Origin of the sequence: Streptococcus oralis (assembly GCF_026782125.1) — a bacterium.
In the GTDB taxonomy this organism is placed as follows: Bacteria; Bacillota; Bacilli; order Lactobacillales; family Streptococcaceae; genus Streptococcus; species Streptococcus oralis_CE.
Window position 1 is genome coordinate 293,347 of record NZ_JAKUVY010000005.1, and the last position, 21,342, is coordinate 314,688.

29 protein-coding genes are annotated in these 21,342 nt (G+C 37.7%); 28 read left to right on the forward strand and 1 reads right to left on the reverse strand.

Features of this window, described 5'->3' with window-relative positions; all coding sequences use genetic code 11:
* Positions 1–91 precede the first annotated feature (91 nt).
* The 25 genes from MK385_RS06240 to MK385_RS06360 all read left to right on the forward strand — a co-directional run bounded on the left by MK385_RS06240 (position 92) and on the right by MK385_RS06360 (position 17,779).
* Positions 92–328: a DUF2829 domain-containing protein gene (locus MK385_RS06240; RefSeq protein ID WP_326845580.1), complete on the forward strand. Its 237-nt coding sequence runs from the start codon at positions 92–94 to the stop codon at positions 326–328.
* Positions 321–1,019 (forward strand): 3-oxoacyl-ACP reductase, encoded by a 699-nt coding sequence (locus MK385_RS06245; RefSeq protein WP_268725570.1) that lies wholly within the window; start codon positions 321–323, stop codon positions 1,017–1,019. The genes MK385_RS06240 and MK385_RS06245 overlap by 8 nt, the downstream gene beginning before the upstream one ends.
* Positions 1,020–1,071: 52 nt before the next feature.
* Entirely contained in the window at positions 1,072–1,410 is a 339-nt protein-coding gene (locus MK385_RS06250) for a DUF7716 domain-containing protein (protein ID WP_268725632.1), read from the forward strand.
* Positions 1,411–1,462: 52 nt separating this feature from the next.
* Complete coding sequence (locus MK385_RS06255) at positions 1,463–1,852, forward strand: hypothetical protein (RefSeq protein ID WP_268725571.1); 390 nt, start codon at positions 1,463–1,465, stop codon at positions 1,850–1,852.
* A 43-nt stretch (positions 1,853–1,895) separates the two neighbouring features.
* Positions 1,896–2,705, forward strand: a complete 810-nt coding sequence (locus MK385_RS06260) for a pentapeptide repeat-containing protein (protein ID WP_268725572.1) — start codon at positions 1,896–1,898, stop codon at positions 2,703–2,705.
* A 72-nt stretch (positions 2,706–2,777) separates the two neighbouring features.
* Positions 2,778–3,338 (forward strand): immunity protein, encoded by a 561-nt coding sequence (locus tag MK385_RS06265; RefSeq protein ID WP_223354847.1) that lies wholly within the window; start codon positions 2,778–2,780, stop codon positions 3,336–3,338.
* Positions 3,339–3,340: 2 nt separating this feature from the next.
* On the forward strand, positions 3,341–3,877 hold the full coding sequence (locus MK385_RS06270; RefSeq protein ID WP_268725573.1) for an Imm26 family immunity protein: 537 nt from the start codon (positions 3,341–3,343) through the stop codon (positions 3,875–3,877).
* A gap of 1 nt (position 3,878) precedes the next feature.
* A complete protein-coding gene (locus MK385_RS06275; RefSeq protein ID WP_268725574.1) occupies positions 3,879–4,505 on the forward strand; it encodes a hypothetical protein in 627 nt (208 codons plus the stop codon).
* 101 nt (positions 4,506–4,606) lie between these two features.
* Positions 4,607–4,894, forward strand: a complete 288-nt coding sequence (locus MK385_RS06280; RefSeq protein ID WP_268725575.1) for a hypothetical protein — start codon at positions 4,607–4,609, stop codon at positions 4,892–4,894.
* Between the two features lie 16 nt (positions 4,895–4,910).
* Entirely contained in the window at positions 4,911–5,435 is a 525-nt protein-coding gene (locus MK385_RS06285) for an Imm26 family immunity protein (protein ID WP_268725576.1), read from the forward strand.
* A 196-nt stretch (positions 5,436–5,631) separates the two neighbouring features.
* Positions 5,632–6,021, forward strand: coding sequence for an Imm50 family immunity protein (locus MK385_RS06290; RefSeq protein ID WP_268725577.1), 390 nt, complete (start codon positions 5,632–5,634; stop codon positions 6,019–6,021).
* A 27-nt stretch (positions 6,022–6,048) separates the two neighbouring features.
* Positions 6,049–6,789: a hypothetical protein gene (locus MK385_RS06295; RefSeq protein WP_268725578.1), complete on the forward strand. Its 741-nt coding sequence runs from the start codon at positions 6,049–6,051 to the stop codon at positions 6,787–6,789.
* Between the two features lie 88 nt (positions 6,790–6,877).
* Complete coding sequence (locus MK385_RS06300; RefSeq protein ID WP_268725579.1) at positions 6,878–7,429, forward strand: hypothetical protein; 552 nt, start codon at positions 6,878–6,880, stop codon at positions 7,427–7,429.
* A gap of 215 nt (positions 7,430–7,644) precedes the next feature.
* The gene (locus MK385_RS06305) at positions 7,645–8,046 is read left to right on the forward strand and encodes a hypothetical protein (protein ID WP_268725580.1); all 402 of its coding nucleotides are present in this window, start codon (positions 7,645–7,647) and stop codon (positions 8,044–8,046) included.
* An 86-nt stretch (positions 8,047–8,132) separates the two neighbouring features.
* Entirely contained in the window at positions 8,133–9,062 is a 930-nt protein-coding gene (locus MK385_RS06310; RefSeq protein WP_268725581.1) for a hypothetical protein, read from the forward strand.
* A 251-nt stretch (positions 9,063–9,313) separates the two neighbouring features.
* On the forward strand, positions 9,314–10,006 hold the full coding sequence (locus MK385_RS06315) for an Imm43 family immunity protein (protein ID WP_268725582.1): 693 nt from the start codon (positions 9,314–9,316) through the stop codon (positions 10,004–10,006).
* Between the two features lie 189 nt (positions 10,007–10,195).
* Positions 10,196–10,465, forward strand: a complete 270-nt coding sequence (locus MK385_RS06320; protein WP_268725583.1) for a hypothetical protein — start codon at positions 10,196–10,198, stop codon at positions 10,463–10,465.
* 72 nt (positions 10,466–10,537) lie between these two features.
* Positions 10,538–10,858, forward strand: coding sequence for a hypothetical protein (locus MK385_RS06325; RefSeq protein WP_268725584.1), 321 nt, complete (start codon positions 10,538–10,540; stop codon positions 10,856–10,858).
* Between the two features lie 50 nt (positions 10,859–10,908).
* Entirely contained in the window at positions 10,909–11,463 is a 555-nt protein-coding gene (locus MK385_RS06330; protein ID WP_268725585.1) for a DUF4304 domain-containing protein, read from the forward strand.
* Positions 11,464–11,615: 152 nt separating this feature from the next.
* Positions 11,616–11,975, forward strand: coding sequence for a hypothetical protein (locus MK385_RS06335; protein WP_268725586.1), 360 nt, complete (start codon positions 11,616–11,618; stop codon positions 11,973–11,975).
* 33 nt (positions 11,976–12,008) lie between these two features.
* A complete protein-coding gene (locus MK385_RS06340; RefSeq protein WP_268725587.1) occupies positions 12,009–12,530 on the forward strand; it encodes a DUF6707 family protein in 522 nt (173 codons plus the stop codon).
* Between the two features lie 28 nt (positions 12,531–12,558).
* On the forward strand, positions 12,559–12,999 hold the full coding sequence (locus tag MK385_RS06345; RefSeq protein WP_084860051.1) for an ASCH domain-containing protein: 441 nt from the start codon (positions 12,559–12,561) through the stop codon (positions 12,997–12,999).
* 121 nt (positions 13,000–13,120) lie between these two features.
* The gene (locus tag MK385_RS06350; RefSeq protein ID WP_268725588.1) at positions 13,121–15,667 is read left to right on the forward strand and encodes a M1 family metallopeptidase; all 2,547 of its coding nucleotides are present in this window, start codon (positions 13,121–13,123) and stop codon (positions 15,665–15,667) included.
* A gap of 110 nt (positions 15,668–15,777) precedes the next feature.
* The gene (gene ciaR, locus MK385_RS06355; RefSeq protein WP_000590635.1) at positions 15,778–16,452 is read left to right on the forward strand and encodes a two-component system response regulator CiaR; all 675 of its coding nucleotides are present in this window, start codon (positions 15,778–15,780) and stop codon (positions 16,450–16,452) included.
* Positions 16,442–17,779, forward strand: a complete 1,338-nt coding sequence (locus tag MK385_RS06360; protein ID WP_268725589.1) for a sensor histidine kinase — start codon at positions 16,442–16,444, stop codon at positions 17,777–17,779. The genes ciaR and MK385_RS06360 overlap by 11 nt, the downstream gene beginning before the upstream one ends.
* A gap of 64 nt (positions 17,780–17,843) precedes the next feature.
* On the opposite strand, the gene MK385_RS06365 is transcribed toward MK385_RS06360, so the two are convergent.
* A complete protein-coding gene (locus MK385_RS06365; protein ID WP_268725590.1) occupies positions 17,844–18,128 on the reverse strand; it encodes a DUF3270 domain-containing protein in 285 nt (94 codons plus the stop codon).
* 384 nt (positions 18,129–18,512) lie between these two features.
* Between MK385_RS06365 and MK385_RS06370 the strand changes: the two genes are divergently transcribed.
* The 3 genes from MK385_RS06370 (at position 18,513) to MK385_RS06380 (ending at position 21,317) form a co-directional block, all read left to right on the forward strand.
* The gene (locus tag MK385_RS06370; protein ID WP_268725591.1) at positions 18,513–19,568 is read left to right on the forward strand and encodes an ABC transporter permease; all 1,056 of its coding nucleotides are present in this window, start codon (positions 18,513–18,515) and stop codon (positions 19,566–19,568) included.
* 13 nt (positions 19,569–19,581) lie between these two features.
* Positions 19,582–20,262 carry an ABC transporter ATP-binding protein gene (locus MK385_RS06375; RefSeq protein WP_125395082.1) on the forward strand — a complete coding sequence of 227 codons (681 nt, stop codon included), beginning with the start codon at positions 19,582–19,584 and terminating at the stop codon, positions 20,260–20,262.
* A 125-nt stretch (positions 20,263–20,387) separates the two neighbouring features.
* The gene (locus MK385_RS06380; protein WP_268725592.1) at positions 20,388–21,317 is read left to right on the forward strand and encodes a peptidase U32 family protein; all 930 of its coding nucleotides are present in this window, start codon (positions 20,388–20,390) and stop codon (positions 21,315–21,317) included.
* Positions 21,318–21,342 lie beyond the last annotated feature (25 nt).

Sequence of the window (21,342 nt, forward strand, 5' to 3'; positions counted from 1 at the left end):
GAAGAATTTAGTAGATATACAGTCAAAAAGCCGTTGGAAAACGGTTTTTTGTTATAATTAAATGAAGAATGTAGCATTAAAGGAGAACAACATGACTTTTGAAGAAATCTTGCCTGGATTAAAGGCTAAGAAAAAATATGTACGAACTGGTTGGGGAGAGGCTGAAAACTATGTGCAGCTCTTTGACACCATCGAGCAAAATGGGGTTGCACTTGAAGTGACGCCTTATTTCCTAATCAATGTGTCTGGAGAAGGGGAAGGTTTTTCCATGTGGAGTCCGACACCTTGTGATGTTTTGGCGACGGATTGGGTAGAAGTGTATGACTAGACGCGTATTGATTACGGGAGTGAGTTCAGGGATTGGTCTAGCTCAAGCTCGCCTCTTTTTAGAGAATGGCTATCAAGTTTATGGTGTGGATCAGGAAGAAAATCCGGTTTTAGATGGTGATTTCCACTTTTTACAGAGGGATTTGACCTTGGACTTGGAGCCAATTTTTGACTGGTGTCCTCAGGTGGATGTTTTGTGCAATACTGCAGGAGTTTTGGATGCTTACAAACCACTGTTGGAACAAACAGCGCAGGAAATTCAAGAGATTTTTGAAATCAACTACATGACTCCTGTTGAGTTGACTCGACATTATTTGACACAAATGCTGGAAAATAAAAAAGGAATCATTATCAATATGTGTTCGATTGCCTCAAGTCTAGCTGGCGGAGGTGGTCACGCCTATACCTCGTCTAAGCACGCCTTAGCTGGCTTTACCAAGCAGTTGGCTCTAGACTATGCTGAGGCTGGTATTCAGATCTTTGGGATTGCTCCAGGGGCAGTCAAGACAGCCATGACTGCTGCCGACTTTGAGCCAGGTGGATTGGCTGACTGGGTGGCTAGTGAAACGCCCATCAAACGCTGGATCGAGCCAGAGGAAGTAGCAGAGATTAGCCTTTTCTTAGCAAGTGGAAAAGCGAGCGCCATGCAAGGACAAATCCTGACCATTGATGGTGGTTGGAGTTTGAAGTAATATAGTTGATATTTAGTGAATATGTGGAGGTGAACTATGAAAAGGAGAAATGATGCATAAATATCTAGAACTTTCACTTGAGCAGATTATCGAGCAGGTGCGTGTGGACAAGTTATCGTCAGATGATTTTTGCCTCTATGCCAAGGAGGATGGAGAACTAACACTTAATAGCCTATATTGGGTATCAGATTATCCAGATGTCGTGGAAGACCGTGATGTCTACCCGACAGAAGTGACGGAACAAAACCTCCAGCTAGTCTACTATGGAGAGCAGTTGATTGATGTTCTCACCGTAGCGCTCGAAGAAAAGCCAGATGCAAGTCTCCAAGACTTGATTGATGCTTTGAATTATTATAATCAGCACGATAACTTTATGCCCTTTAATGATTAGCTAGGTTGATTAGAGAAATGGTATCTGATGACTGATAGTATAAGGAGAGAAAATGATGAGAGAATATCAATTTGATGTCCATAACGAGATGTTTGTATCGATTCCAGAGGAAAGAGAAAAGGTCTGCCTTACTTTAAGTGATTCTTTAGAGGTTATCAATGAGGAGTTGACTCCGTCTTACAGAGCAAAACTAGATAATCTCCTGGATCAATCATCAGTATGGTATCCAAAAGCTTTGGCAAAAATTCAGGAGGAATTTACAGAATTAGCAAGTGCAAGACTCCTTTCCATTTTTATCTTGTCTGAACAAAGGGATATAGATTTAATTTTCGGCTTGGAATTTGGACTGAAAGAGGACTCGGAGCATGGTAGAGGCATTAAATTCTCCCTCAATTCTCTTGAAATATTAGAATATGGTTTAGGAGAAGTCGCTTACTACTAGGTGTGGTCGGTTATAAGAGAAGTATGAGAAGATGGAGCAGGACATGGTTGAGAAAGATGGGATTATCATAAAAGATGGACATATTACCCTAAACAGTGGGGAAGAGTTATCGATTGATAAGATGAGAGATGGTGCTAGAAAAGTCACGCTTATTAGCAATCGCCACTTTAAGAATACAAATATAAAAGGAATAGAGAATTTTAGAGTTGTGTTTGAAAACTGTATCTTTGAGAATGTCTTCTTTGAAAACTGTGATTTGAGGGAAATCAGCTTCAAAAATCATACAGTTATTCGGAACTGTACTTTCAAACGATGCAATTTAAATGGAACTTTATTTTATGACAGTCACATTATATCGTCTACCTTTCTTTCTTGTCAGATGAAGCGTCCTCTTTTGGAGAATGTCAGTGAGATGAGGGATTGTCTCTTTAAAAAGTGTAGGATGCACGATATTTTCTTTCCCCTACCAGAATTTCAGTCTAATAAAATCATTGGAAAATTGTCTGAATGTACCTTTGGATCGAAAACAAAGAAAGTAGAAAAGTTGTATGCAGATCTATCAGAGGCTCATCTCAGTTTTGTCGGGTTTACAAGGTGTGACTTGACGGAGACCATTTGTCCTGAGGATCCGGATATTCTCTATATAAACAATTTGAGTGAACGGTCAAAGAAGGCTCAGAAAAAAATTGCGACAATCCAAGATGCTAGAAAAAGGCGAGCTCTTTCTATCTATACAGAGAGTTGGAAGAATGAAAAGTATGTGGATTATCTATTGAGTCGGAAGGATTACAAATGGGCCTGGGATGATTATTTTGAGGATGTGTCTAGGTGTTTGGGACTTGAATGGAAGTAACTAGCTCTTGTTTGAAAAATGACTGAGATAGTTGCAAATAGGTAAGCAAGAAAAGGGAGATCGGATAGAGAAATGACAGTCAATATCAATGAATTAGTGAAGGAGCACGGTTTTTGTGTGGTGTCTACAGAGGAGAAACCATTTCGTCTGGATGAGGTCCGTTTCAACCTTTTGGCTTATTTAGAGGATTATCCAAAAATGGGATTCTCTTTTGTCAAAGTAGCTAACGAACTAGTCGAACTCAGGAGAAAGCAAGAGGTCTATAGGCTTTTTGGCCAGTGTTTTTTAGGATTTTTTGTGATTGGAGAAGAGGAGCAAATCTTTTTACTTTGCAATTCTGAAGGAAGGGAAGTTTTTCAAGAAGATAGAGTTTTTGTCAATTCTTCCTTGCAAGCTTTTATTTCCTCTTATTCGCTCTTTCTATCAAGCATCTTTCTTTTGAAAGCAAAGTTTTATGAGATTGAGCAAGATGAAGTCGAAGAAATTGCAGCAAACTTGAAGAGTCAAGTACTTGCCCTAGATAAGCACCTTGAACAACAATTGCCCTTTTGGGAGCATATGGCTTATTTGATAGAAGACGATGGAATTGTTCTAAGAGATGATCTCTTTCATATCTTAAATAAAGAGCAGTAGGAATGGAATTAATTATGGAGAAAAAATTGCCCCAGTTAAAGATTCGTGAGTGGAATGAAAAGCCAAGAACAAAACTTCGATTTATTAAAATTGGTGATATTTTTTGCTATCAATTTTCGGAGGAAATGTTTGTATTTGGTCAAATCCTTGGAAAAGTGAATGTTGGTCATGTCATCCAATTTTTCGATATCTTTCAAGCAAGTCCTACTATAACAGTTGAGGAGCTAAGTCGTGATCAATTTATAGGTAAGCCCATCATTGTAGACTCCTACACCTTGTTTGATCGAAGTCCAGTATGGTCTTGGCAGATAATTGGTCACCAAGCGGATTTTGATCCAAGCCCTTTTAAGGATTTAGCCTTTAAGTGGGGAGATCCAAATGGTCTTCACTTTGGGAAGGTCTGGCTAGATGGTAGGCGGGAACCTAAGATTTTTTCTAGGGAAGAAGTTGAGGACCTAGACTGGGAAGCCTGTGTTGGAAGTATAGTTTATAACAGAATCTTGGAAGAAGAACTGGCAAGCAGAAATAAAGGAGTTTGATATGGACTATGTAGAGGAGTTAAGCTCAGGACGTACGCCCTTGGTAAAAAAAGCAGCGAAAAAAATTTTAAAGAACAGACTAAAAGGATATGGACCATTCTTGCATCAGGCCTTGGAGGACGAGATGGAAAAGCCTAAATCGTGGGAATCACAAATGTACTTGCTCTACGCCATAGCCGCAACGGATTGCACAGAAGAAATTCCCTATCTGAAGTCATTGCTTCTGAGAGACATTCCGACACCTGTGACCTACCGCTCTATAGCAGTAGCGATTGCTTATTTAGAAAATTTAGAAACAGAGAATTTATCTTTTGTCTATGAGTCTTTAGAATCCAATAATCTACTACAAGCTGCAGGCGCTTGTGCAGCGCTTTATATGAGAAAGATTGAGCTGACAGATGAAGATTTTGATAAAATCATGACTTATGTAACTAAGGAAATTTATTTAGAGGATATGGGAAGAGTCATTGTTCCTTTTATGTACATCCTAGCGGCATCTTATTTATACCCAGAAAACCAGAGGCAGGCCATAATTGATTTTTCCAGTCAGTTTAATATCAACATAATCAAGGATTTGATAGAAGATGTTAAGAAAGGGAAGGATGGTAGGCGGATTGGCTTTTTCTAAAGTCAATGTAAAGAAAAGCTATTATTCTTTCTCTCGGACTGGAAAAGAAATCAAAGAAGTGAGTTTTAAGGGGCGTTATCTATAGAAAAGGAAAGATATCAATGAGTAAAAAAGAATGTTATTATGCGGAAACAATCGAGTTTCTGTCAGGCGTGGGCTCTCTTTATACAGAGTTTACAGACCAGAGAGCAAGTCGACAAATAAGCCTTTTAAATGGGCAATCTTATGCCTCATCTTGCCTTCAGGATTACCATCCAGAGATTGGCTATTTACTCTACGATGGACAAAAAGAAGACTTGGATATATCAGACTCCATCAGGATTAGTCAAGAGGAATTTGAACGAATTTGGGCTCAGGCAGTTGATAACGGTGACAAAGTAGATAAGTAGTGGATAAGGAAACTATATGGCAAATAAATTAGCAAATGTTAGCGGTGGAGAAATTTTCGCAATTCCATTGTTTTTATCTGACAGATCCGAGTTAGAGCGATTTAAAAAGTCTGATTTCTTGGGAGATGATAAACAATTCGCCTATTGTAGAGTCATTAAAGATCTAGGTGGCGGTGGTATTCTGGTAGAAGTTTTTAATCTAGTAGCTGCCTTATCCCCTAAAATAGAGGAAATTATTCAATCAGGAAGGCTATTTCAGCCAATTACCATAAGTGGGCTTGCTATAGCTAAGAAACGTTGGATTAAAGTTGGACAAGAAGCAAATTATGACTGTGAAACGGGTTCCCAATTCTCTCAAATCCAGTTGGTGCTTCCAGCCTTACCACATGAATCACCAAGATTATGGCAAAATGGTCAAGAAAAGTATATTTCACTCGATGAAAGCAACCAGTACGAGAAGTGGGTGGTTTGGCTTTCTTCTCATTTAGAGAAAAGAATTATTGAAACTCTGCAAGCAAGGGGTATAGATTGCTCTATTTAAAAGACTTATTAAAACTAAGCCTGTGGATAGATGAAACATCTTTTGAAGAGGGAGATATTCGTTCAAAAATCAATGAACAAATAAGGCTTCTTCAAAAAATTGACTCCTAAAAAGTACGGCAAAAAATGTTATGGAGACAGGATAGAAAAAATCTAGACTCAAGAACACGTTCAATTTTTAAAAAGGAGTTCCTATTATGAAATGGTATGAAAAAGTTTTGGGTAAAGAAAAAATTATTCACATGTTTGCTGGTGATTTGAAATTAAATCATGTATTTCTTGACACTGTATTATGTTATGATTGCAAACTAGATTTGGTGCTTTACTTATTCGATTTTCCAAATATTTTTCCTAAAAAATGGGCGAAGGATTCATTTAATGCTATAAAGATTAATTTGGAGTTTTTTAATTTAGATGAAATAAATTTTTATTCTAAGGGGATTCATAAGGTTAAAGGTCAAGTAGAACTCATTTTTTTAGAAAATAAGGTTCAATTTAACTTTATAAATAATAATGGTGTCATTCTAACAGGGATTTCTGATATAGTTCGAATTGCAGAGATAAGTCCTGTAAAAATTGATTCCTAGAGTTGTATGAACGGAAAGAGATCAAAGATGACTAGTATAGATAAATATCTAGAAATAATAAAAAAAGGAATTTCAGATAGAGAGGTTTTAATGGCAATGGAACCTCTAGCTAACATTGAAGACCTTGCTCCATTATTGGACGAAAAATTAACTTATAAAGAATTCATCGATATAAACCGGCTGTTAAGGCAAAAGTATATTGTTGAAAATCCAGAGGATATGTTGAAAGATGTAGATTTTAATCAGCTTTCTTTGCTAAGCAATACAAGGACGCTTTACTTGATGGGAAGTAAAAGTGATGTGATAGACTTTTCAAAATACGAACATGTAGAAAAGATTCTAGTAGTGGGAGATAGAAGAGTAAGAAAGATCATCTTGCCCAGAAATGATTGTTTGAAAGCTCTAGGGATATCTTCTATGACAAATTTGGAAAGTATAGAGAATATTTCTATTCAGAAAGGTATGCGTTATCTGCACTTTGATTTTGGTGTAAAGTTGCCGAACTTTAATTTTATTAGGGATTTAAATCAGCTGCTCTATCTTTCGTTTACGGCAAATAAAAACTTACCGGAATTGGATTTCATCCAGCCATTTAGTGAACTTCGTTTTTTAGATTTTGTCGATACCAATATTTTTAAATACGCATCTACAGTTAGCTACCTGAAGTATCTAAAACATCTTCGATTTTTAACAACAGGAAGAACGAATCAGAAGCAAAGGGAACTTCTTAGAAGCGAGTTGCCGTATGTTTGCATTAGAGAAGATTAAAAACGACTGCAATATGAGTTTTGGTGATGTATAAACAAGCAAACGAAATTCTTAAACGAGACGCAAGGAAAATACCAAGGAGGTAAAAATGTTACTAGAGAATAGCATAAGTAAGTTTATTAAACTGTATGAGGAAACAAGCTTTATTCCCCAAACAGTACACTTTTCGGCAGAAAAGATAATGAATCTGCCTCCAGAACTGACAAGTGAACTACTCTATTACTATCAACATACAGAGTTCAAAGAGGATTTGTTTTTTGCTAATCAAAATTTTAATATCATTTTGTTGCCATTAGATTCGTATGCAAGGACAGTTGAATGCTGGGCTTTACAGGATGTTGATCAGTTCACCAATGGCCAATTTCAAATATTTGCTTCTACGGATATAGACGATATTCTTTTCTGTGATATGCAAGATTCAAAATCACCTGTTTATGCGGGTAGTCCTGGAGATCCTATACTTTATAAACTCAGCGATAGTTTGACTGAGTTTTTGGAGTTTTATATTGCTTTTACTAACTTGTGGAAGCAAAGGGAAGAAATTTCTTTGGAGGAGTATATTGGACAAACAGGAGCATTGATTGAGAGTGCTATTTCCCCCGACGCCCAAGCGACAGCAAAAGAATTTCTATTACATTAGACATAAGCACGACGAAAAGAAGTCATTTTAAGATACTTAATTTTTTAGAAATACTTGTTTATCTATGGTTTTGGTCCTAAAAGAGAAGATTGGTTTTGATTTTCGTCAAAATGTTTCTGAAATATTGACGGAAATTCAGTTTGAACAAGAGTAAGAATTCTCTTTGAATAGAATAATGGTATTTTCACTTTGTTTGACCAATATAGGAGAGAAAAATGAATCATTCCAAAATTATATTAGATCAGAATTTAGGCTCATATGTAACTATCCCTGAAGTTAATGAAAAAGTCAGACTGGAATTATCAGATGACCTAACAATCGCTAGTTTAGCAAATAATCTTCCAAGTAGTTATGAAAGTAAAATTTTTGAACTGCTAAAAAATTCAGATGTTTGGTTTTATAAGTCTGTTGAAAAAATTTATAAAGAATTAGGTTGTAAAGTATCTTTAAACTTAATTGGAATCCATTTGCTTTCAGAAGATCAGGATGATGATTTTATTTTTGGGGTGGAATTTGGTTCACCAGAAGTAAATGAGCACGGCATTGGCTTGAAAATTTCATTAAGTTCAATGGACATTATTGATTATGGAGATGCTGATATTGCATATTATAAATAGACAGTTGGCTGAATCCTTGTGATAAGGGGCATAAAGCTCTGGACCAGAAAAGATTAATATTTGAGATGAAATTTAACGAGGTCAATATGAATCAAACACTTACAAATCAAAAAAGAAAACGAACTACGATTAGAAATCAAATACTGAAGGCGAGAGATTTTGATCTTGAAAAAGAACAGCTTTTTGTTACAGAAGCAATTTTAGAAGCATTAAAAGCTGGTAAAAAAAGTCTTGTGGTTACTTGTGAGGAAAATGGAAAAACCGAAACGTATTCCTATAAACATGTGCGAATGATTCATGCCATTCAACCATATACTTTGGTTGCTGAATTTATTGAAAACAAGACTTCGGAAACCTATCAATCTTTGCTAAACGGCTGTTTTTGTTCTGTAATGGCAGACATGGCCTCTGCTAAATATTTAGCTAAAGGCGGCTCAAACTTTGACACAGACATTTGTTTAAATATCTTATTTGCGATCGCCTATTTAGACAGTATTTATGTAGAGTTTTTGATTGATAAATTAATCTATTTTAAAGAAGCCCAAGTTGAAAAAGGGAAGAAACCTATCTTCTTTTCGTCCAGTAGTTTATTGCCTTTAGTCGTTTATCTTTATGGAAATGGTGAGGGTGATCGACTTGCTAACATTCTGGAGAATGCTTGTGATGCTAAATATAAACCATTGGACTCAAATCCTTATAAGAATGTGAATGATGCCTATAAACAGGTTATGGAAACTATTTTTTCAGAGGATGTTGATGTTTTTAGAGAAATAATTTTATCCATGTGTGATTATCATTTAGAGAAAACCAAAGATAGTCATTTAGTAGAATTCAACACCTTACTATGGCAATATTTCCCAATCGAAATCTTAGTTTTATTAAAAGAACGTCAGAAAAAAGGTCTCTCAATAGATGGAATTAGGCATCCCTTGCTTGATGATTTTTTACCCTATTTCATGACTGAATTTCAGATATCAGAGCAAAATAAGATGATACTTGGAACCATCTCAGAATAGCTATGTGACATATATAGATAAATCAATAGGAATAGAACACTTACAAATCAAAAAAGAAAACGAACTACGATTAGAAATAAAGTACTTAAGGCGAGAGATTTTGCTCTTGATAATGAACAGCTTTCTTTGGAGAGGTCGTTTTAGATGCATTATAAGCTGGTCAAAAAATATAGAGGTTACCGATAAAGGCAATGGTAAAACCAGAAACTAAAATTATTAACTATAAAGGACGATTGAGTTAGGAGAGAATTATGAATTATTATTTTATGATGGATGATAAAGCACATAAGTCATTTAATTTTAATGTGACTTATGGGAGACTTGATTTTGAAATACAGAAGAAGCCATTAGAAGAGGAGTGGAGTAGGCCGTTTGATTATATTTATGACCCAAGTTCTTCGGATACAATTTATTATAATTTTGTTAATAAAAAAGATATCTTAAGAAAGATTGATTTTGGATATGATTATTATGAGACAACTAATGGGTATTTTATATCAGAAAAACTATTTTTAGTTTTAAGTGAATTTAAAATTCAAGGCTGTGTTTTTAAGAAAATTAAATTCACTATTGATGGCAAAGTCATATCATCACCGGAGTTTTATCTTTTAAGGTTTAATATTTATACACTTGATAACCCTGCTCCTGATTTTGTAGACTATGATAAAACAGAACTATTGCCTTCTAAGACTAATAATGTCGTTACAAGGAAGCTTGTTTTAAATGATAATATTGAATTGGATGTTTTTAAGTTAGGGAAGGTTGAATTGTTATCGGCTTTTGGCATGGTTATTTCAGAAGAAGTAAAACGCGCTATAGAAGAAAATGATTGTGGTAAGGGAATTAAGTTTTTACCAATAGGAACTGCTCAAGAAGAATATTGTAAGAACAGTTTTAAGGATTTTACTAGTTTAATAAAAAGAGCAAAGCCTAAACTACCCTAATATTTAGTATCCCTTTTAAAAAATAAGACTCTATTCTACATCATTGGAGATTTCAGGCAGAAAATAGTTGATTTTAAATCTCTTTCTAGTTAATTAAAAACATTACTGTGTTAGAAATTTGTGTTAATTTAAAAAAATATGAACTTGAGAAATTTATAAATGAAAAACATACCTTTATTAGGTGAAGTAATGGCCAATGATTACAAAGAAAAAATCGTTCATATGCTTGGGACATCTGCTTATTGGTATGAGTTAGCTGAAAAACGAATCTTTTCGGAACTATCCATTATGGGGCAGTTAATGGCGATCTATCTGCTCTCCGAACAGACGTCATCCGATTTAATTTTTGGCTTATTATTTAGAGTGGACGCTGAAGTAGAGCATGGAAGAGGAATGAAGATTTCACTTGAAGAGATGACTATCATTGACTATGGAGATACTGATAGAGCATTTTGTTAGATTAGAAATGCATATCAGTAAGTTTAACGAATTGCGAATAATTCCCCCCATTAATATCAAAGGAGAATGAAGATGAAAAAGACCTACTTTGTTTATCGTGATAGTGAAGCCTTGGAAAGGCAAAGTGATGGAGTTGAGTTCTGTAAAATACCTGAGTTCTATGATAATCAGATCTATTTTTATTGCGATGAATATATGCTTTTTTGGACATCTATAGAAGATGTAGGTGATTTGAATAAAGCTAGAGATTTTAAACTAAAACACAACATAGTACCAGCAACACTAGAAGAGATTAGTAATGAAGGATTGATTAACTACGTTAATTTAGTAAAACAATACAATATTGAGAATGGAAAAGTTGAGGGGATTACCTATATCCATTTAGATTGCTAGTAAACTGTAATGAACATCTCTTAACATCCTATGAAAGAGCAGGTAATGAAATGAAAGAGGCCAAAGAACTCTTCGTAAAAAATGGCTTTTCGCGACTAAAGCGAACCCATAACTATTATAAAATTGACCATGATTTTTACACGGTGATCTATTTTCAACGAAAATCAGATGGGACTGTCTATTTCGTGAATATTGGCATTCATCCCCTCTTTCTGGAATCGGGACTGTTAGAAGAAGTGGATTGTGCTTTAAGGACTCGATTAGGTTCTATCGATAATAGAAATGGCATGGATCAAGCTGAATTGGAAAAGGCTGTCCGAGAGGCCATCGATTTTACTGCTCAGTTTTCATCGTATCCTACCGTATTTTCGAGCATAGATCCCGAGAAGGATATTGATAAGGATTGGTTGTTAAAACAATTCTCTATCACCAAAGTGAACTTATGCAGATTGTATGTTGAGTATTATGATGCAATCGATTCTAAGAAGCTAGCTTTAGATTTTGCAAACTATGGCTTATCCATTACACCTAAGATTGCCTCTGTTCCCAAAAACTTCTTTAAAACCTATATTCGTTCGGGAGAAATAATCAAAGCGAATTATTAGGGTGGAATGAAAGTGCTGATTGACTGGTCAACATTCTGATAAAAGGAAGAAATAGGAGAAAAGAAATGAATGTTAAAGAACTCATCGAAGAGGTTGAAAATAATGTTTCCTTAGCATTCTATGTCAGTCTTGAACCAAAAAGGAAATAAGAAATGAAAAATTATTTAATGGATGAAAGTATATTCAAGTATCCTGAATCTTTTAAAAAAATGATAGAACTCAATTTAGTTGATTTTGATATTTGGTATCTGTTGGATTCAGAATGGGCCTTGTCCTTGTATAAGGGATTGCAGGAAAGGTACCCGACAAGAAAGTTGATTCCATTTGCCAAAAGAGGGGATTGTGATGATACTGCTTGTTTTGAAATTGGAAAAGGCAATAAAGTTCAACTGATTCATGACTTTGCTGCAGAAGGCTGGGAGCAAAGGCAAGAGTTTCATGACTTTTGGGAATGGGTGGAATATGCAGTCAAATGCATGATAGAATATAATAAAGATGATGGGATAGAGTAAAGGCCTATTGTAAGTGTTAATAGGAGTAGATAGATGAAAGTTAAAGATCTATTAGAGGAGATTGAGACTGATACTCAAATCGGATCGTATTTAAGTCTTGTACCTAAAAAGAATAAGAAAACTCAGACAGATGGTATGCATGTTCTCAACCGTTTGTGCTATATCTTTTATTTGTCAGATCGACGTGACTTGTCTGAGTATTTAATTAAGAAAATGTTGAAAGTTCCTTTTGAAGGGAATTATCGAACGTGGGAGCCTGTTCAAAATTCTGCCTTACTAGCTATTCTAATTGATGAAGATAATTATCTCACACAAGTCAAAGATAGGATTTTATATGCTCGAGATTTCGGTGATGAAGTAAGTGTATCTGGTAAGAAAAAGGTTCATAAGCGATTTTTGACAGGTTTTAGATTAAATACTCTAAAAAAAGAATTAGAGAAAACCAAGGACGAAACCTCACAAATGAATAAAAGAATGGGAATCTTAGAAACCATTTCACTCCTTCGTAACTACATGTTAGAAAATGGATTCAAGCAACTCTATCCCTTTAAATAAAAGAGTAAAGAAATAAAAGGAGCAACCCATGACACCGCAAGAAATGTGGAATGCATACAAGAAAATCAATCCCTCGATCGGAGATGAGATCGATGCTTGGGCTTTTGGAGTGGAAGCCGATCTCTTGGCAGATTTGGTTTTAAAAGGTGAAAAGACGGCAACTGCATCAGCCTATGATCTTTATGCAGTTGATAACGAACCCCTTCCGCGAGAAGGAACTTTTGATATCATTTTAGATAGCCAAGATCGAGCTGTCTGCATTGTCGAAATTACAAAGGTTTCCGTTCAGCCCTTTCATCAAGTTTCTGCTGAACATGCCTTTAAGGAAGGGGAAGGTGACAAATCCCTAGCCTACTGGCGTCAGGTTCATGAGGACTGTTTCGCTGAGTGGCTGAGAGAGGCAGGACTAACTTTTACGCCTGACAGCAAGGTTGTTTTAGAAGAATTTCGCAAGGTCTACCCTCTGTAGACCGCTAGTAGAAAGAAAGTTTTGGAAATCACCGTCCAATCCTTTTTTCTTAAGCAAAACATGATATAATAAGTTTGTTTGAATAAGAGTAAAACTCTTAAACTTAGAATAGGAGAAAACTATGCAAGCAGTTGAACATTTTATTACGCAATTTGTTCCTGAACATTATGATTTATTTTTGGACTTGAGTCGTGAGACCAAGACCTTTTCTGGGAAGGTGACCATCACTGGTCAAGCCAAGAGTGACCGTATTTCCCTTCACCAAAAAGATTTGGAAATCGCTTCTGTAGAAGTTGCGGGTCAAGCGCGTCCATTTACAATTGATCATGACAATGAAGCCCTTCATATCGAATTGGCTGAGGCCGGTCAAGTTGAATTAGTCATCGCTTTTTCAGGAAAAATCACAGACAACATGACAGGGATCTACCCTTCTTACTACACAGTGGATGGTGTCAAGAAGGAAGTCTTGTCTACGCAGTTTGAAAGCCATTTTGCGCGTGAAGCCTTCCCATGTGTGGATGAGCCAGAAGCCAAAGCAACCTTTGATCTCGCTCTTCGCTTTGACCAAGCAGCAGGTGAGTTGGCCTTGTCAAACATGCCTGAGATTGATGCGGATAACCGCAAGGAAACAGGTATTTGGAAGTTTGAGACAACACCTCGTATGTCATCTTACTTGTTGGCCTTTGTAGCTGGTGACTTGCAAGGGGTTACTGCTAAAACTAAAAATGGTACCCTCGTAGGTGTCTATTCAACCAAAGCTCACCCATTATCAAACCTTGATTTCTCATTGGACATTGCCGTTCGCTCAATCGAGTTTTACGAAGATTACTACGGAGTTAAGTACCCAATCCCTCAATCTCTTCATATCGCCCTCCCTGACTTCTCAGCAGGTGCCATGGAAAACTGGGGTCTGGTAACCTACCGTGAAGTTTACTTGGTTGTGGATGAGAACTCAACCTTTGCTAGCCGTCAACAAGTTGCCCTTGTCATCGCCCACGAGCTTGCTCACCAATGGTTTGGGAACCTCGTTACTATGAAATGGTGGGATGACCTTTGGCTTAATGAAAGCTTCGCTAACATGATGGAATACGTCTGTGTGGATGCCATTGAACCAACTTGGAATATTTTTGAAGACTTCCAAACAGGTGGAGTTCCAGCGGCGCTTAAACGCGATGCGACTGATGGCGTTCAGTCTGTTCACGTTGAAGTCAAACACCCAGATGAAATCAATACCCTCTTTGATGGCGCTATCGTCTATGCCAAAGGAAGCCGTCTCATGCACATGCTTCGTCGTTGGCTCGGTGATGCGGATTTTGCTAAAGGTTTGCATGCTTACTTTGAAAAGCACCAGTACAGCAACACCATTGGTCGTGACCTTTGGAATGCTCTCGGACAAGCATCAGGTCGTGATGTTGCGGCCTTCATGGATTCTTGGTTGGAACAACCTGGTTATCCAGTTCTCACTGTCAAAGTTGAAAATGATGTCTTGAAGATTTCACAAAAACAATTCTTTATCGGTGAGCATGAAGACAAGAACCGTCTCTGGGTGGTGCCACTGAATAGCAACTGGAAAGGATTACCAGATACACTTGAAACTGAAAGTATCGAAATTCCTGGCTATGCCGCTCTTCTTGCTGAAAATAAAGGAGCACTTCGCCTCAATACTGAAAATACTGCCCATTACATTACAGACTATCAAGGAGACTTGTTAGAGGCTGTTCTTGCTGAGCTAGAGACACTTGATAACACAAGCAAATTGCAAATCGTTCAAGAACGCCGTTTGCTTGCTGAAGCAGGGCACATTTCTTATGCTGACTTGCTCCCAGTCCTTGATAAACTTGCTAAGGAAGAGTCTTACCTTGTTGTTTCAGCTGTTTCTCAAGTGATTGCTGCCCTTGAGCGCTTTATTGATGAAGGAACAGAAACTGAGAACGCCTTTAATACACTCGTTGCTAAATTGGCTCGTCACAACTATGACCGTCTTGGCTTTGAAGCCAAAGATGGAGAATCAGATGAAGATGAATTGGTTCGTCAGTTGACCATTTCCATGATGATTCGCTCTAATGATGTAGAAGCTAGTCAAGTCGCTAGTCAAATCTTTGCAGCTCACAAGGATAATCTTGCAGGACTTCCTGCAGCCGTCCGAGCTCAAGTTCTCATTAATGAAATGAAACACCATGAGACCAAGGACTTGGTCGCAACTTATCTGGACCTCTACACTCATACGACAGATGCTGTCTTCAAACGTCAGCTGTCAGCGGCTCTTGCCTACAGTACAGATGCTGATAATATCCAAACCTTGATTCGTTCATGGAAGGATAAGTTTGTTGTGAAACCACAAGACTTGTCTGCTTGGTATTACCAGTTCCTAGATCATCAAACAACTCAAGAAACTGTTTGGGTATGGGCGCGTGAAAACTGGGATTGGATCAAGGCAGCTCTTGGTGGGGATATGAGCTTTGATAGCTTTGTTATCCTACCTGCCCATGTATTTAAGACTGAGCAACGCTTGGCAGAATACAAGGCCTTCTTTGAGCCCCAACTTTCTGACCTAGCTCTTAGCCGTAACATCCGCATGGGGATCAAGGATATCGCAGCGCGTGTTGACTTGATTAAGCGTGAGAAAGCAGCAGTAGAAACTGTTGTAGCTCAATATGGCAAAGCTTAATTCATTCGAAATGTAAATAAAAAACTCAACTTTCTATCTTAAAAGAAGAGAGAGTTGAGTTTTTTTTAAGGCAATTTTGGTATAATAATCATAACAAGGAGGAGTTTCTGATGATAAAAATCTTATTAGTAGAAGATGACCTGGGTCTGTCAAACTCAGTATTTGACTTTTTAGATGATTTTGCAGATGTCATGCAGGTTTTTGATGGAGAGGAAGGTCTCTACGAAGCAGAAAGTGGCGTTTATGACTTGATTTTGCTTGACCTGATGTTGCCTGAAAAAAATGGCTTCCAAGTTCTGAAAGAATTGCGTGAAAAAGGAATTACGACACCAGTCCTTATCATGACCGCTAAGGAAAGTTTGGATGATAAGGGACATGGTTTTGAGTTGGGGGCAGATGACTACCTCACCAAACCTTTCTACCTAGAAGAACTCAAAATGCGGATTCAAGCCCTTCTCAAACGTTCAGGCAAGTTTAACGAAAATACCTTGACCTATGGGGATGTAGTCGTCAACCTTTCAACGAATGAAGTGAAGGTGGAAGATACTCCTGTGGAACTACTCGGAAAAGAGTTTGAGTTATTGGTTTACTTCCTTCAAAATCAAAATGTCATTCTTCCCAAGACACAAATTTTTGACCGTCTATGGGGATTTGATAGCGATACGACGATTTCAGTTGTAGAAGTCTATGTCTCAAAAGTTCGTAAGAAATTGAAGGGAACAGCCTTTGCTGAAAATCTTCAAACCTTGCGTAGTGTCGGGTATATTTTAAAAGATGTTCAATAAATTAAAAAAAACATGGTACGCGGATGATTTTAGCTATTTCATTCGAAACTTTGGAGTGTTCACCCTGATCTTCTCTGCGATGACCTTGATTATCCTTCAGGTCATGCACTCCAGTCTCTACACTTCTGTAGATGAAAAACTCCAAGCTCTTAGTAGTAGTCCCCAAGCGGTTATCCAGTTAGCCCTTAATCGGGCAACTGAGGAAGTCAAGGATATTCAACCAGCAACAGCGGATGCCAGCAAGGCTGAAATCAAGCCCAATGTTAGCTCCAATACAGAAGTTTTGCTTTTTGACAAGGATTTTAACCAACTCTTACTGGGCAATCGTTTTTTAGGCTTGGACAAAATCAAGCTGGATAAGAAAGAGTTGAATCATATTCGCCAAATCCAAGTCGTCAACAGCTATGGTCAGGAAGAAACCTATCGAATGGTCTTGATGGAAACCAACTCTTCTTCTGTCTCAAGTAACGTCAAGTATGCCGCGGTTTTAATCAATACCAGCCAGCTCGAGCAAATCAGCCAAAACCACGAGCATTTAATTGTTGTAGTGATGGCTAGTTTCTGGCTCCTGTCTTTAATTGCCAGTGTTTACTTGGCACGTGTCAGTGTCAAACCCTTGCTGGAAAGTATGCAAAAGCAGAAGTCCTTTGTTGAAAATGCGAGTCATGAACTGAGAACGCCTTTGGCCGTTTTACAAAATCGTTTAGAGAATCTCTTTCGAAAACCAGAGGCAACAATCATGGAATCCAGCGAAAGTATTGCCTCCAGTCTTGAAGAAGTTCGCAACATGCGTTTCCTCACGACCAATCTTCTCAACCTTGCACGTCGAGATGATGGAATCAAACCAGAAATAGCAGAAGTTTCTCCACAATTCTTTAAAACAACCTTTGCTAACTATGAGTTGATTGCTTCTGAAAATGATCGTGTTTTCAACTATGAAAATCGAATTTATCGTCCATTCATGACCGATCAGTTGCTCTTAAAACAACTCATGACCATTTTATTTGACAATGCCATCAAGTATACCGAAGAAGATGGGAAAATTGAGTTTGTAGTCTATGCTACAGATCGCCACCTCTATCTTACAGTAACGGATAATGGAATTGGAATCTCAGCTACTGACAAGAAGAAAATCTTTGATCGATTTTATCGTGTAGACAAGGCGAGAACCCGTCAGAAAGGTGGCTTTGGTTTGGGACTTTCTTTGGCCAAGCAAATCGTAGATGCCTTACGAGGAACGATTAGCGTAAAAGATAACAAACCCAGAGGAACAATTTTTGAAGTTAAGATTGCCATCCAATCTCCTTCAAAACGTAAGAATAAATAAAAAAGACAGTTATATAACTGTCTTTTTTGATAACTAGAAAAGAGGTTGGTACTACTACCAACCTTTATTTTGAAAGTTTTCGTTTAATAATCTTTCGTTGAAGTTGTAAAAGTGCGAAGCTTGTTGCCATAGCAGCGACAAAGGATAAAGCTGTATTTAATTTTATAGCTAAAAAGATAAAACTAAATAGTGCCATAAAAATACAGAAACAAGCGATATTTACAAAAAATAAAATCTCTTTTAGGTTAGGGCCGACTGGGGCTTCAGGTGTGTAATCTTGGTAAAGCGGAGTTTGTTTCGATTCGGGAGCTTGTTCAAACTCATAAGCTTCTAGTTTTCTTGCGGGCATGATTCTCTCCTTAACAGTACACAACTATTTTATCATTTTTTATGCAGAGAATTATTACAGAATTGTTACAAAACTACTAAAGTCTCTTATCAACTTCTAAGTCGCTCTCTTGACACCTACAAGGGAAAATGGTAGCATGGATGTTACACTTAAAACAGATGACCTAACCTTTTCTATTATAAATATACTGAGAAAGGAAAGGATAACTTATATAAATTGATAGCAAGCTGAGGCTTTTTCCTAAGATGATTTGTTGAGTTGCTACCTGGATACTTTTGAAGAGTATTGGTAGGAGTTGTTTTGAATGGATGATAAGACAGCGATTCTGTCTATTGGACTGGGTGGCTTTTTGCTACCTCTGGGGAAAAGTTAAAGGAGATAAGCATGTATCTTGCTATCAAAGAAATAGTACGAAACAAACTTCGATATAGTTTGATTCTAACTACCATTTTTCTTATCGCTTTTATGGTCTTTTTTATGACCAGTCTAGCTCTTGGTCTTGTGCGAAACAACCGAGCAGCTATTGATAATTGGCAAGCAACGGGTGTTGTTTTATCCGACTACGCAAATGATAATTTGACAGCATCCTTTATTCCTGAAAAGGACTACAAGGATAAGAGTTCTGAAGAGGCTGCTCCATTGGGCTATATGTTTGCTGTAACCAATCTAGTCGATGGTAGTGAAAAAGTCAATGTTTCCATTTTTGCTCAAGACTGGGACGCTTTTATCTCACCTAGTTTGACGGAGGGTCGTTATCCTGAAGGAGATGATGAGGTTGTTGTGGATCAGTCTTTTGAGAACTATGGGATGAAGCTAGGCGACGCCATTCAGCTTAATGGAAGCGAGGCAAGTTACAAGATTGTAGGCCTGACTCAAGGAAATAAATTTTTCACTGAGCCTGTTGTATTTACGAGTCTGACAACTTATTGGACCCTACAAGGAACCTTGAGAGCCAATCGTTCCATCTCTGCCTTAGTATTGAAAAATGACATAGAAGTGACTGGCGATGGACTGAAACAGATTTCCATTCCAAAAATGATATCGAAAATTCCTGGTTACACACCTCAGGTTAATGTATTTTCAGGAATGATTCTTGCTATGATTGTCATTACAGGCTTGATTGTGGGTATTTTTGTTTATATCATTACCATCCAAAAACTAGGACTTTATGGAATAATGCGAGCTCAAGGAATACAGATCAAAACCATTGTATGGTCTCTTTTTTGTCAAATCTTTCTCCTAGCTGGTATGGGGATTGCTTTAGCTTTGCTGGCAATCGGAGGAGTGATTTTAGTATTACCAGCTACCTTCTTTTTCTATCCAAGTTGGATAGCTTACTCTGTCCTAAGCTTGGTGATTTCCTTGATGGCCCTTCTAGGTGGTGTCATTTCACTTCCACGCTTGCTAAAGGTGGATCCGATTACTGCGATTGCAGAATGATAAGGAGAATAGTATGACAGCATTGATTGAAATGACTCAAGTGACAAAAACCTACGGGGAAGGAAAGATGAAAGTCGTAGCCCTGCATGAGACGAATTTTCAGTTAAATGCGGGAGAGTTCGTAGCTATCGTTGGGCCTTCAGGTTCTGGAAAGACGACCTTTCTAACAACCCTAGGACAACTACAGGAAGCTTCGAGTGGAAAGATTCTAGTCAAAGGGAAGGAAACAGGCAGTTTGACGGAGAAGGAGAAAACAGACCTCCGCTTTAGAGAGTTTGGCTTTATTCTACAAGCTTCAAACTTAATTCCTTTTCTAACGGTCAAGGAACAGCTGGATTTGATTGACAGACTGGATAAGGGAAAAAATAGTAAAAGTGATCGAAAAGAGCTGTTTGACTTGTTGGATTTGGAAAAAGTTCAAAATCATTATCCCAAAGCTCTATCGGGTGGCGAACGTCAGCGTGCCGCGATTGCTAGAGCGCTCTATAACAATCCAAGCATTGTGCTTGCAGATGAGCCGACAGCCAGTCTTGACACTGAGCGTGCCTACCAAGTAACGGAGATGTTGGCTGCCATTGCCCATGAACAAGGCAGAGGAGTTGTCATGATCACTCATGATACACGCCTTCTTGATAAGGTTGACCGTATTTATGTCATGAATGATGGCCACCTAGTTGAAGAAACACATGCATAAAATAGAGTGAATAGTACAAGTTACTGTTCACTTTTTTGATTGGAAAAGATAGAAATAAGTTTAACTTTTTGTGAAACTATCAGTACCCATAGATGATTTTTGAGAAATGTGGTATAATTTTTCTTATGGAAAAGATTATCATTACAGCAACTGCTGAAAGTATTGAACAAGTTGAACAGTTACTAGAAGCTGGCGTAGACCGTATCTACGTTGGTGAGAAAGATTTTGGCCTTCGTCTGCCAACGACTTTTAGTCATGAAGACCTACGCATCATCGCTAATCTCGTTCATGAAGCAGGCAAAGAATTGATTGTTGCGGTTAATGCCCTCATGCACCAAGATATGATGGACCGTATCAAGCCTTTCCTAGACTTCTTGGAAGAAATCAAGACAGACTATATTACAGTAGGAGATGCAGGTGTCTTTTACGTGGTAAACCGTGATGGCTATTCCTTTAAAACCATTTACGATGCTTCAACCATGGTAACAAGTAGTCGTCAAATTAACTTCTGGGGTCAAAAGGCAGGGGCCTCTGAGGCTGTTTTGGCGCGTGAAATTCCATCTGCTGAGCTCTTCAAGATGCCTGAGATTTTGGAAATTCCTGCTGAAGTATTGGTTTACGGAGCTAGTGTCATTCACCATTCTAAGCGTCCGCTCTTGCAAAACTACTATAACTTCACGCACATCGATGATGAAAAGACACGTAAACGTGACCTCTTCTTGGCTGAACCAAGTGATCCAGAGAGCCATTACTCTATCTTTGAAGACAATCATGGCACCCACATCTTTGCAAATAACGACCTTGATTTGATGACCAAATTGACAGAACTAGTGGAGCATGGCTTTACTCACTGGAAACTTGAAGGACTTTACACCCCAGGTAAGAATTTTGTAGAAATTGCTAAACTCTTTATTCAAGCGCGTGGCTTAATCCAAGAGGGCAACTTTAGCCATGACCAAGCTTTCTTGTTAGATGAGGAAGTGCGCAAGTTACACCCTAAAAACCGTTTTCTCGATACAGGATTCTATGATTACGATCCAGATATGGTTAAATAGGACACCAAAACCCGAAATAAAAATG

What these genes read in the sequence shown, in the direction of transcription:
- MK385_RS06345 (WP_084860051.1), top strand. Translation starts at nt 12,559, where the DNA reads ATGACACCGCAAGAAATGTGGAATGCATACAAGAAAATCAATCCCTCG.
- MK385_RS06360 (WP_268725589.1), top strand. Translation starts at nt 16,442, where the DNA reads ATGTTCAATAAATTAAAAAAAACATGGTACGCGGATGATTTTAGCTAT.
- MK385_RS06335 (WP_268725586.1), top strand. Translation starts at nt 11,616, where the DNA reads ATGAAAAATTATTTAATGGATGAAAGTATATTCAAGTATCCTGAATCT.
- MK385_RS06270 (WP_268725573.1), top strand. Translation starts at nt 3,341, where the DNA reads ATGGAATTAATTATGGAGAAAAAATTGCCCCAGTTAAAGATTCGTGAG.
- MK385_RS06380 (WP_268725592.1), top strand. Translation starts at nt 20,388, where the DNA reads ATGGAAAAGATTATCATTACAGCAACTGCTGAAAGTATTGAACAAGTT.
- MK385_RS06315 (WP_268725582.1), top strand. Translation starts at nt 9,314, where the DNA reads ATGAATTATTATTTTATGATGGATGATAAAGCACATAAGTCATTTAAT.
- MK385_RS06265 (WP_223354847.1), top strand. Translation starts at nt 2,778, where the DNA reads ATGACAGTCAATATCAATGAATTAGTGAAGGAGCACGGTTTTTGTGTG.
- MK385_RS06295 (WP_268725578.1), top strand. Translation starts at nt 6,049, where the DNA reads ATGACTAGTATAGATAAATATCTAGAAATAATAAAAAAAGGAATTTCA.
- MK385_RS06280 (WP_268725575.1), top strand. Translation starts at nt 4,607, where the DNA reads ATGAGTAAAAAAGAATGTTATTATGCGGAAACAATCGAGTTTCTGTCA.
- MK385_RS06375 (WP_125395082.1), top strand. Translation starts at nt 19,582, where the DNA reads ATGACAGCATTGATTGAAATGACTCAAGTGACAAAAACCTACGGGGAA.
- MK385_RS06350 (WP_268725588.1), top strand. Translation starts at nt 13,121, where the DNA reads ATGCAAGCAGTTGAACATTTTATTACGCAATTTGTTCCTGAACATTAT.
- MK385_RS06320 (WP_268725583.1), top strand. Translation starts at nt 10,196, where the DNA reads ATGGCCAATGATTACAAAGAAAAAATCGTTCATATGCTTGGGACATCT.
- MK385_RS06290 (WP_268725577.1), top strand. Translation starts at nt 5,632, where the DNA reads ATGAAATGGTATGAAAAAGTTTTGGGTAAAGAAAAAATTATTCACATG.
- MK385_RS06260 (WP_268725572.1), top strand. Translation starts at nt 1,896, where the DNA reads ATGGTTGAGAAAGATGGGATTATCATAAAAGATGGACATATTACCCTA.
- MK385_RS06245 (WP_268725570.1), top strand. Translation starts at nt 321, where the DNA reads ATGACTAGACGCGTATTGATTACGGGAGTGAGTTCAGGGATTGGTCTA.
- MK385_RS06370 (WP_268725591.1), top strand. Translation starts at nt 18,513, where the DNA reads ATGTATCTTGCTATCAAAGAAATAGTACGAAACAAACTTCGATATAGT.
- MK385_RS06325 (WP_268725584.1), top strand. Translation starts at nt 10,538, where the DNA reads ATGAAAAAGACCTACTTTGTTTATCGTGATAGTGAAGCCTTGGAAAGG.
- MK385_RS06250 (WP_268725632.1), top strand. Translation starts at nt 1,072, where the DNA reads ATGCATAAATATCTAGAACTTTCACTTGAGCAGATTATCGAGCAGGTG.
- MK385_RS06240 (WP_326845580.1), top strand. Translation starts at nt 92, where the DNA reads ATGACTTTTGAAGAAATCTTGCCTGGATTAAAGGCTAAGAAAAAATAT.
- MK385_RS06305 (WP_268725580.1), top strand. Translation starts at nt 7,645, where the DNA reads ATGAATCATTCCAAAATTATATTAGATCAGAATTTAGGCTCATATGTA.
- ciaR (WP_000590635.1), top strand. Translation starts at nt 15,778, where the DNA reads ATGATAAAAATCTTATTAGTAGAAGATGACCTGGGTCTGTCAAACTCA.
- MK385_RS06365 (WP_268725590.1), bottom strand. Translation starts at nt 18,128, where the DNA reads ATGCCCGCAAGAAAACTAGAAGCTTATGAGTTTGAACAAGCTCCCGAA.
- MK385_RS06275 (WP_268725574.1), top strand. Translation starts at nt 3,879, where the DNA reads ATGGACTATGTAGAGGAGTTAAGCTCAGGACGTACGCCCTTGGTAAAA.
- MK385_RS06330 (WP_268725585.1), top strand. Translation starts at nt 10,909, where the DNA reads ATGAAAGAGGCCAAAGAACTCTTCGTAAAAAATGGCTTTTCGCGACTA.
- MK385_RS06300 (WP_268725579.1), top strand. Translation starts at nt 6,878, where the DNA reads ATGTTACTAGAGAATAGCATAAGTAAGTTTATTAAACTGTATGAGGAA.
- MK385_RS06285 (WP_268725576.1), top strand. Translation starts at nt 4,911, where the DNA reads ATGGCAAATAAATTAGCAAATGTTAGCGGTGGAGAAATTTTCGCAATT.
- MK385_RS06255 (WP_268725571.1), top strand. Translation starts at nt 1,463, where the DNA reads ATGATGAGAGAATATCAATTTGATGTCCATAACGAGATGTTTGTATCG.
- MK385_RS06310 (WP_268725581.1), top strand. Translation starts at nt 8,133, where the DNA reads ATGAATCAAACACTTACAAATCAAAAAAGAAAACGAACTACGATTAGA.
- MK385_RS06340 (WP_268725587.1), top strand. Translation starts at nt 12,009, where the DNA reads ATGAAAGTTAAAGATCTATTAGAGGAGATTGAGACTGATACTCAAATC.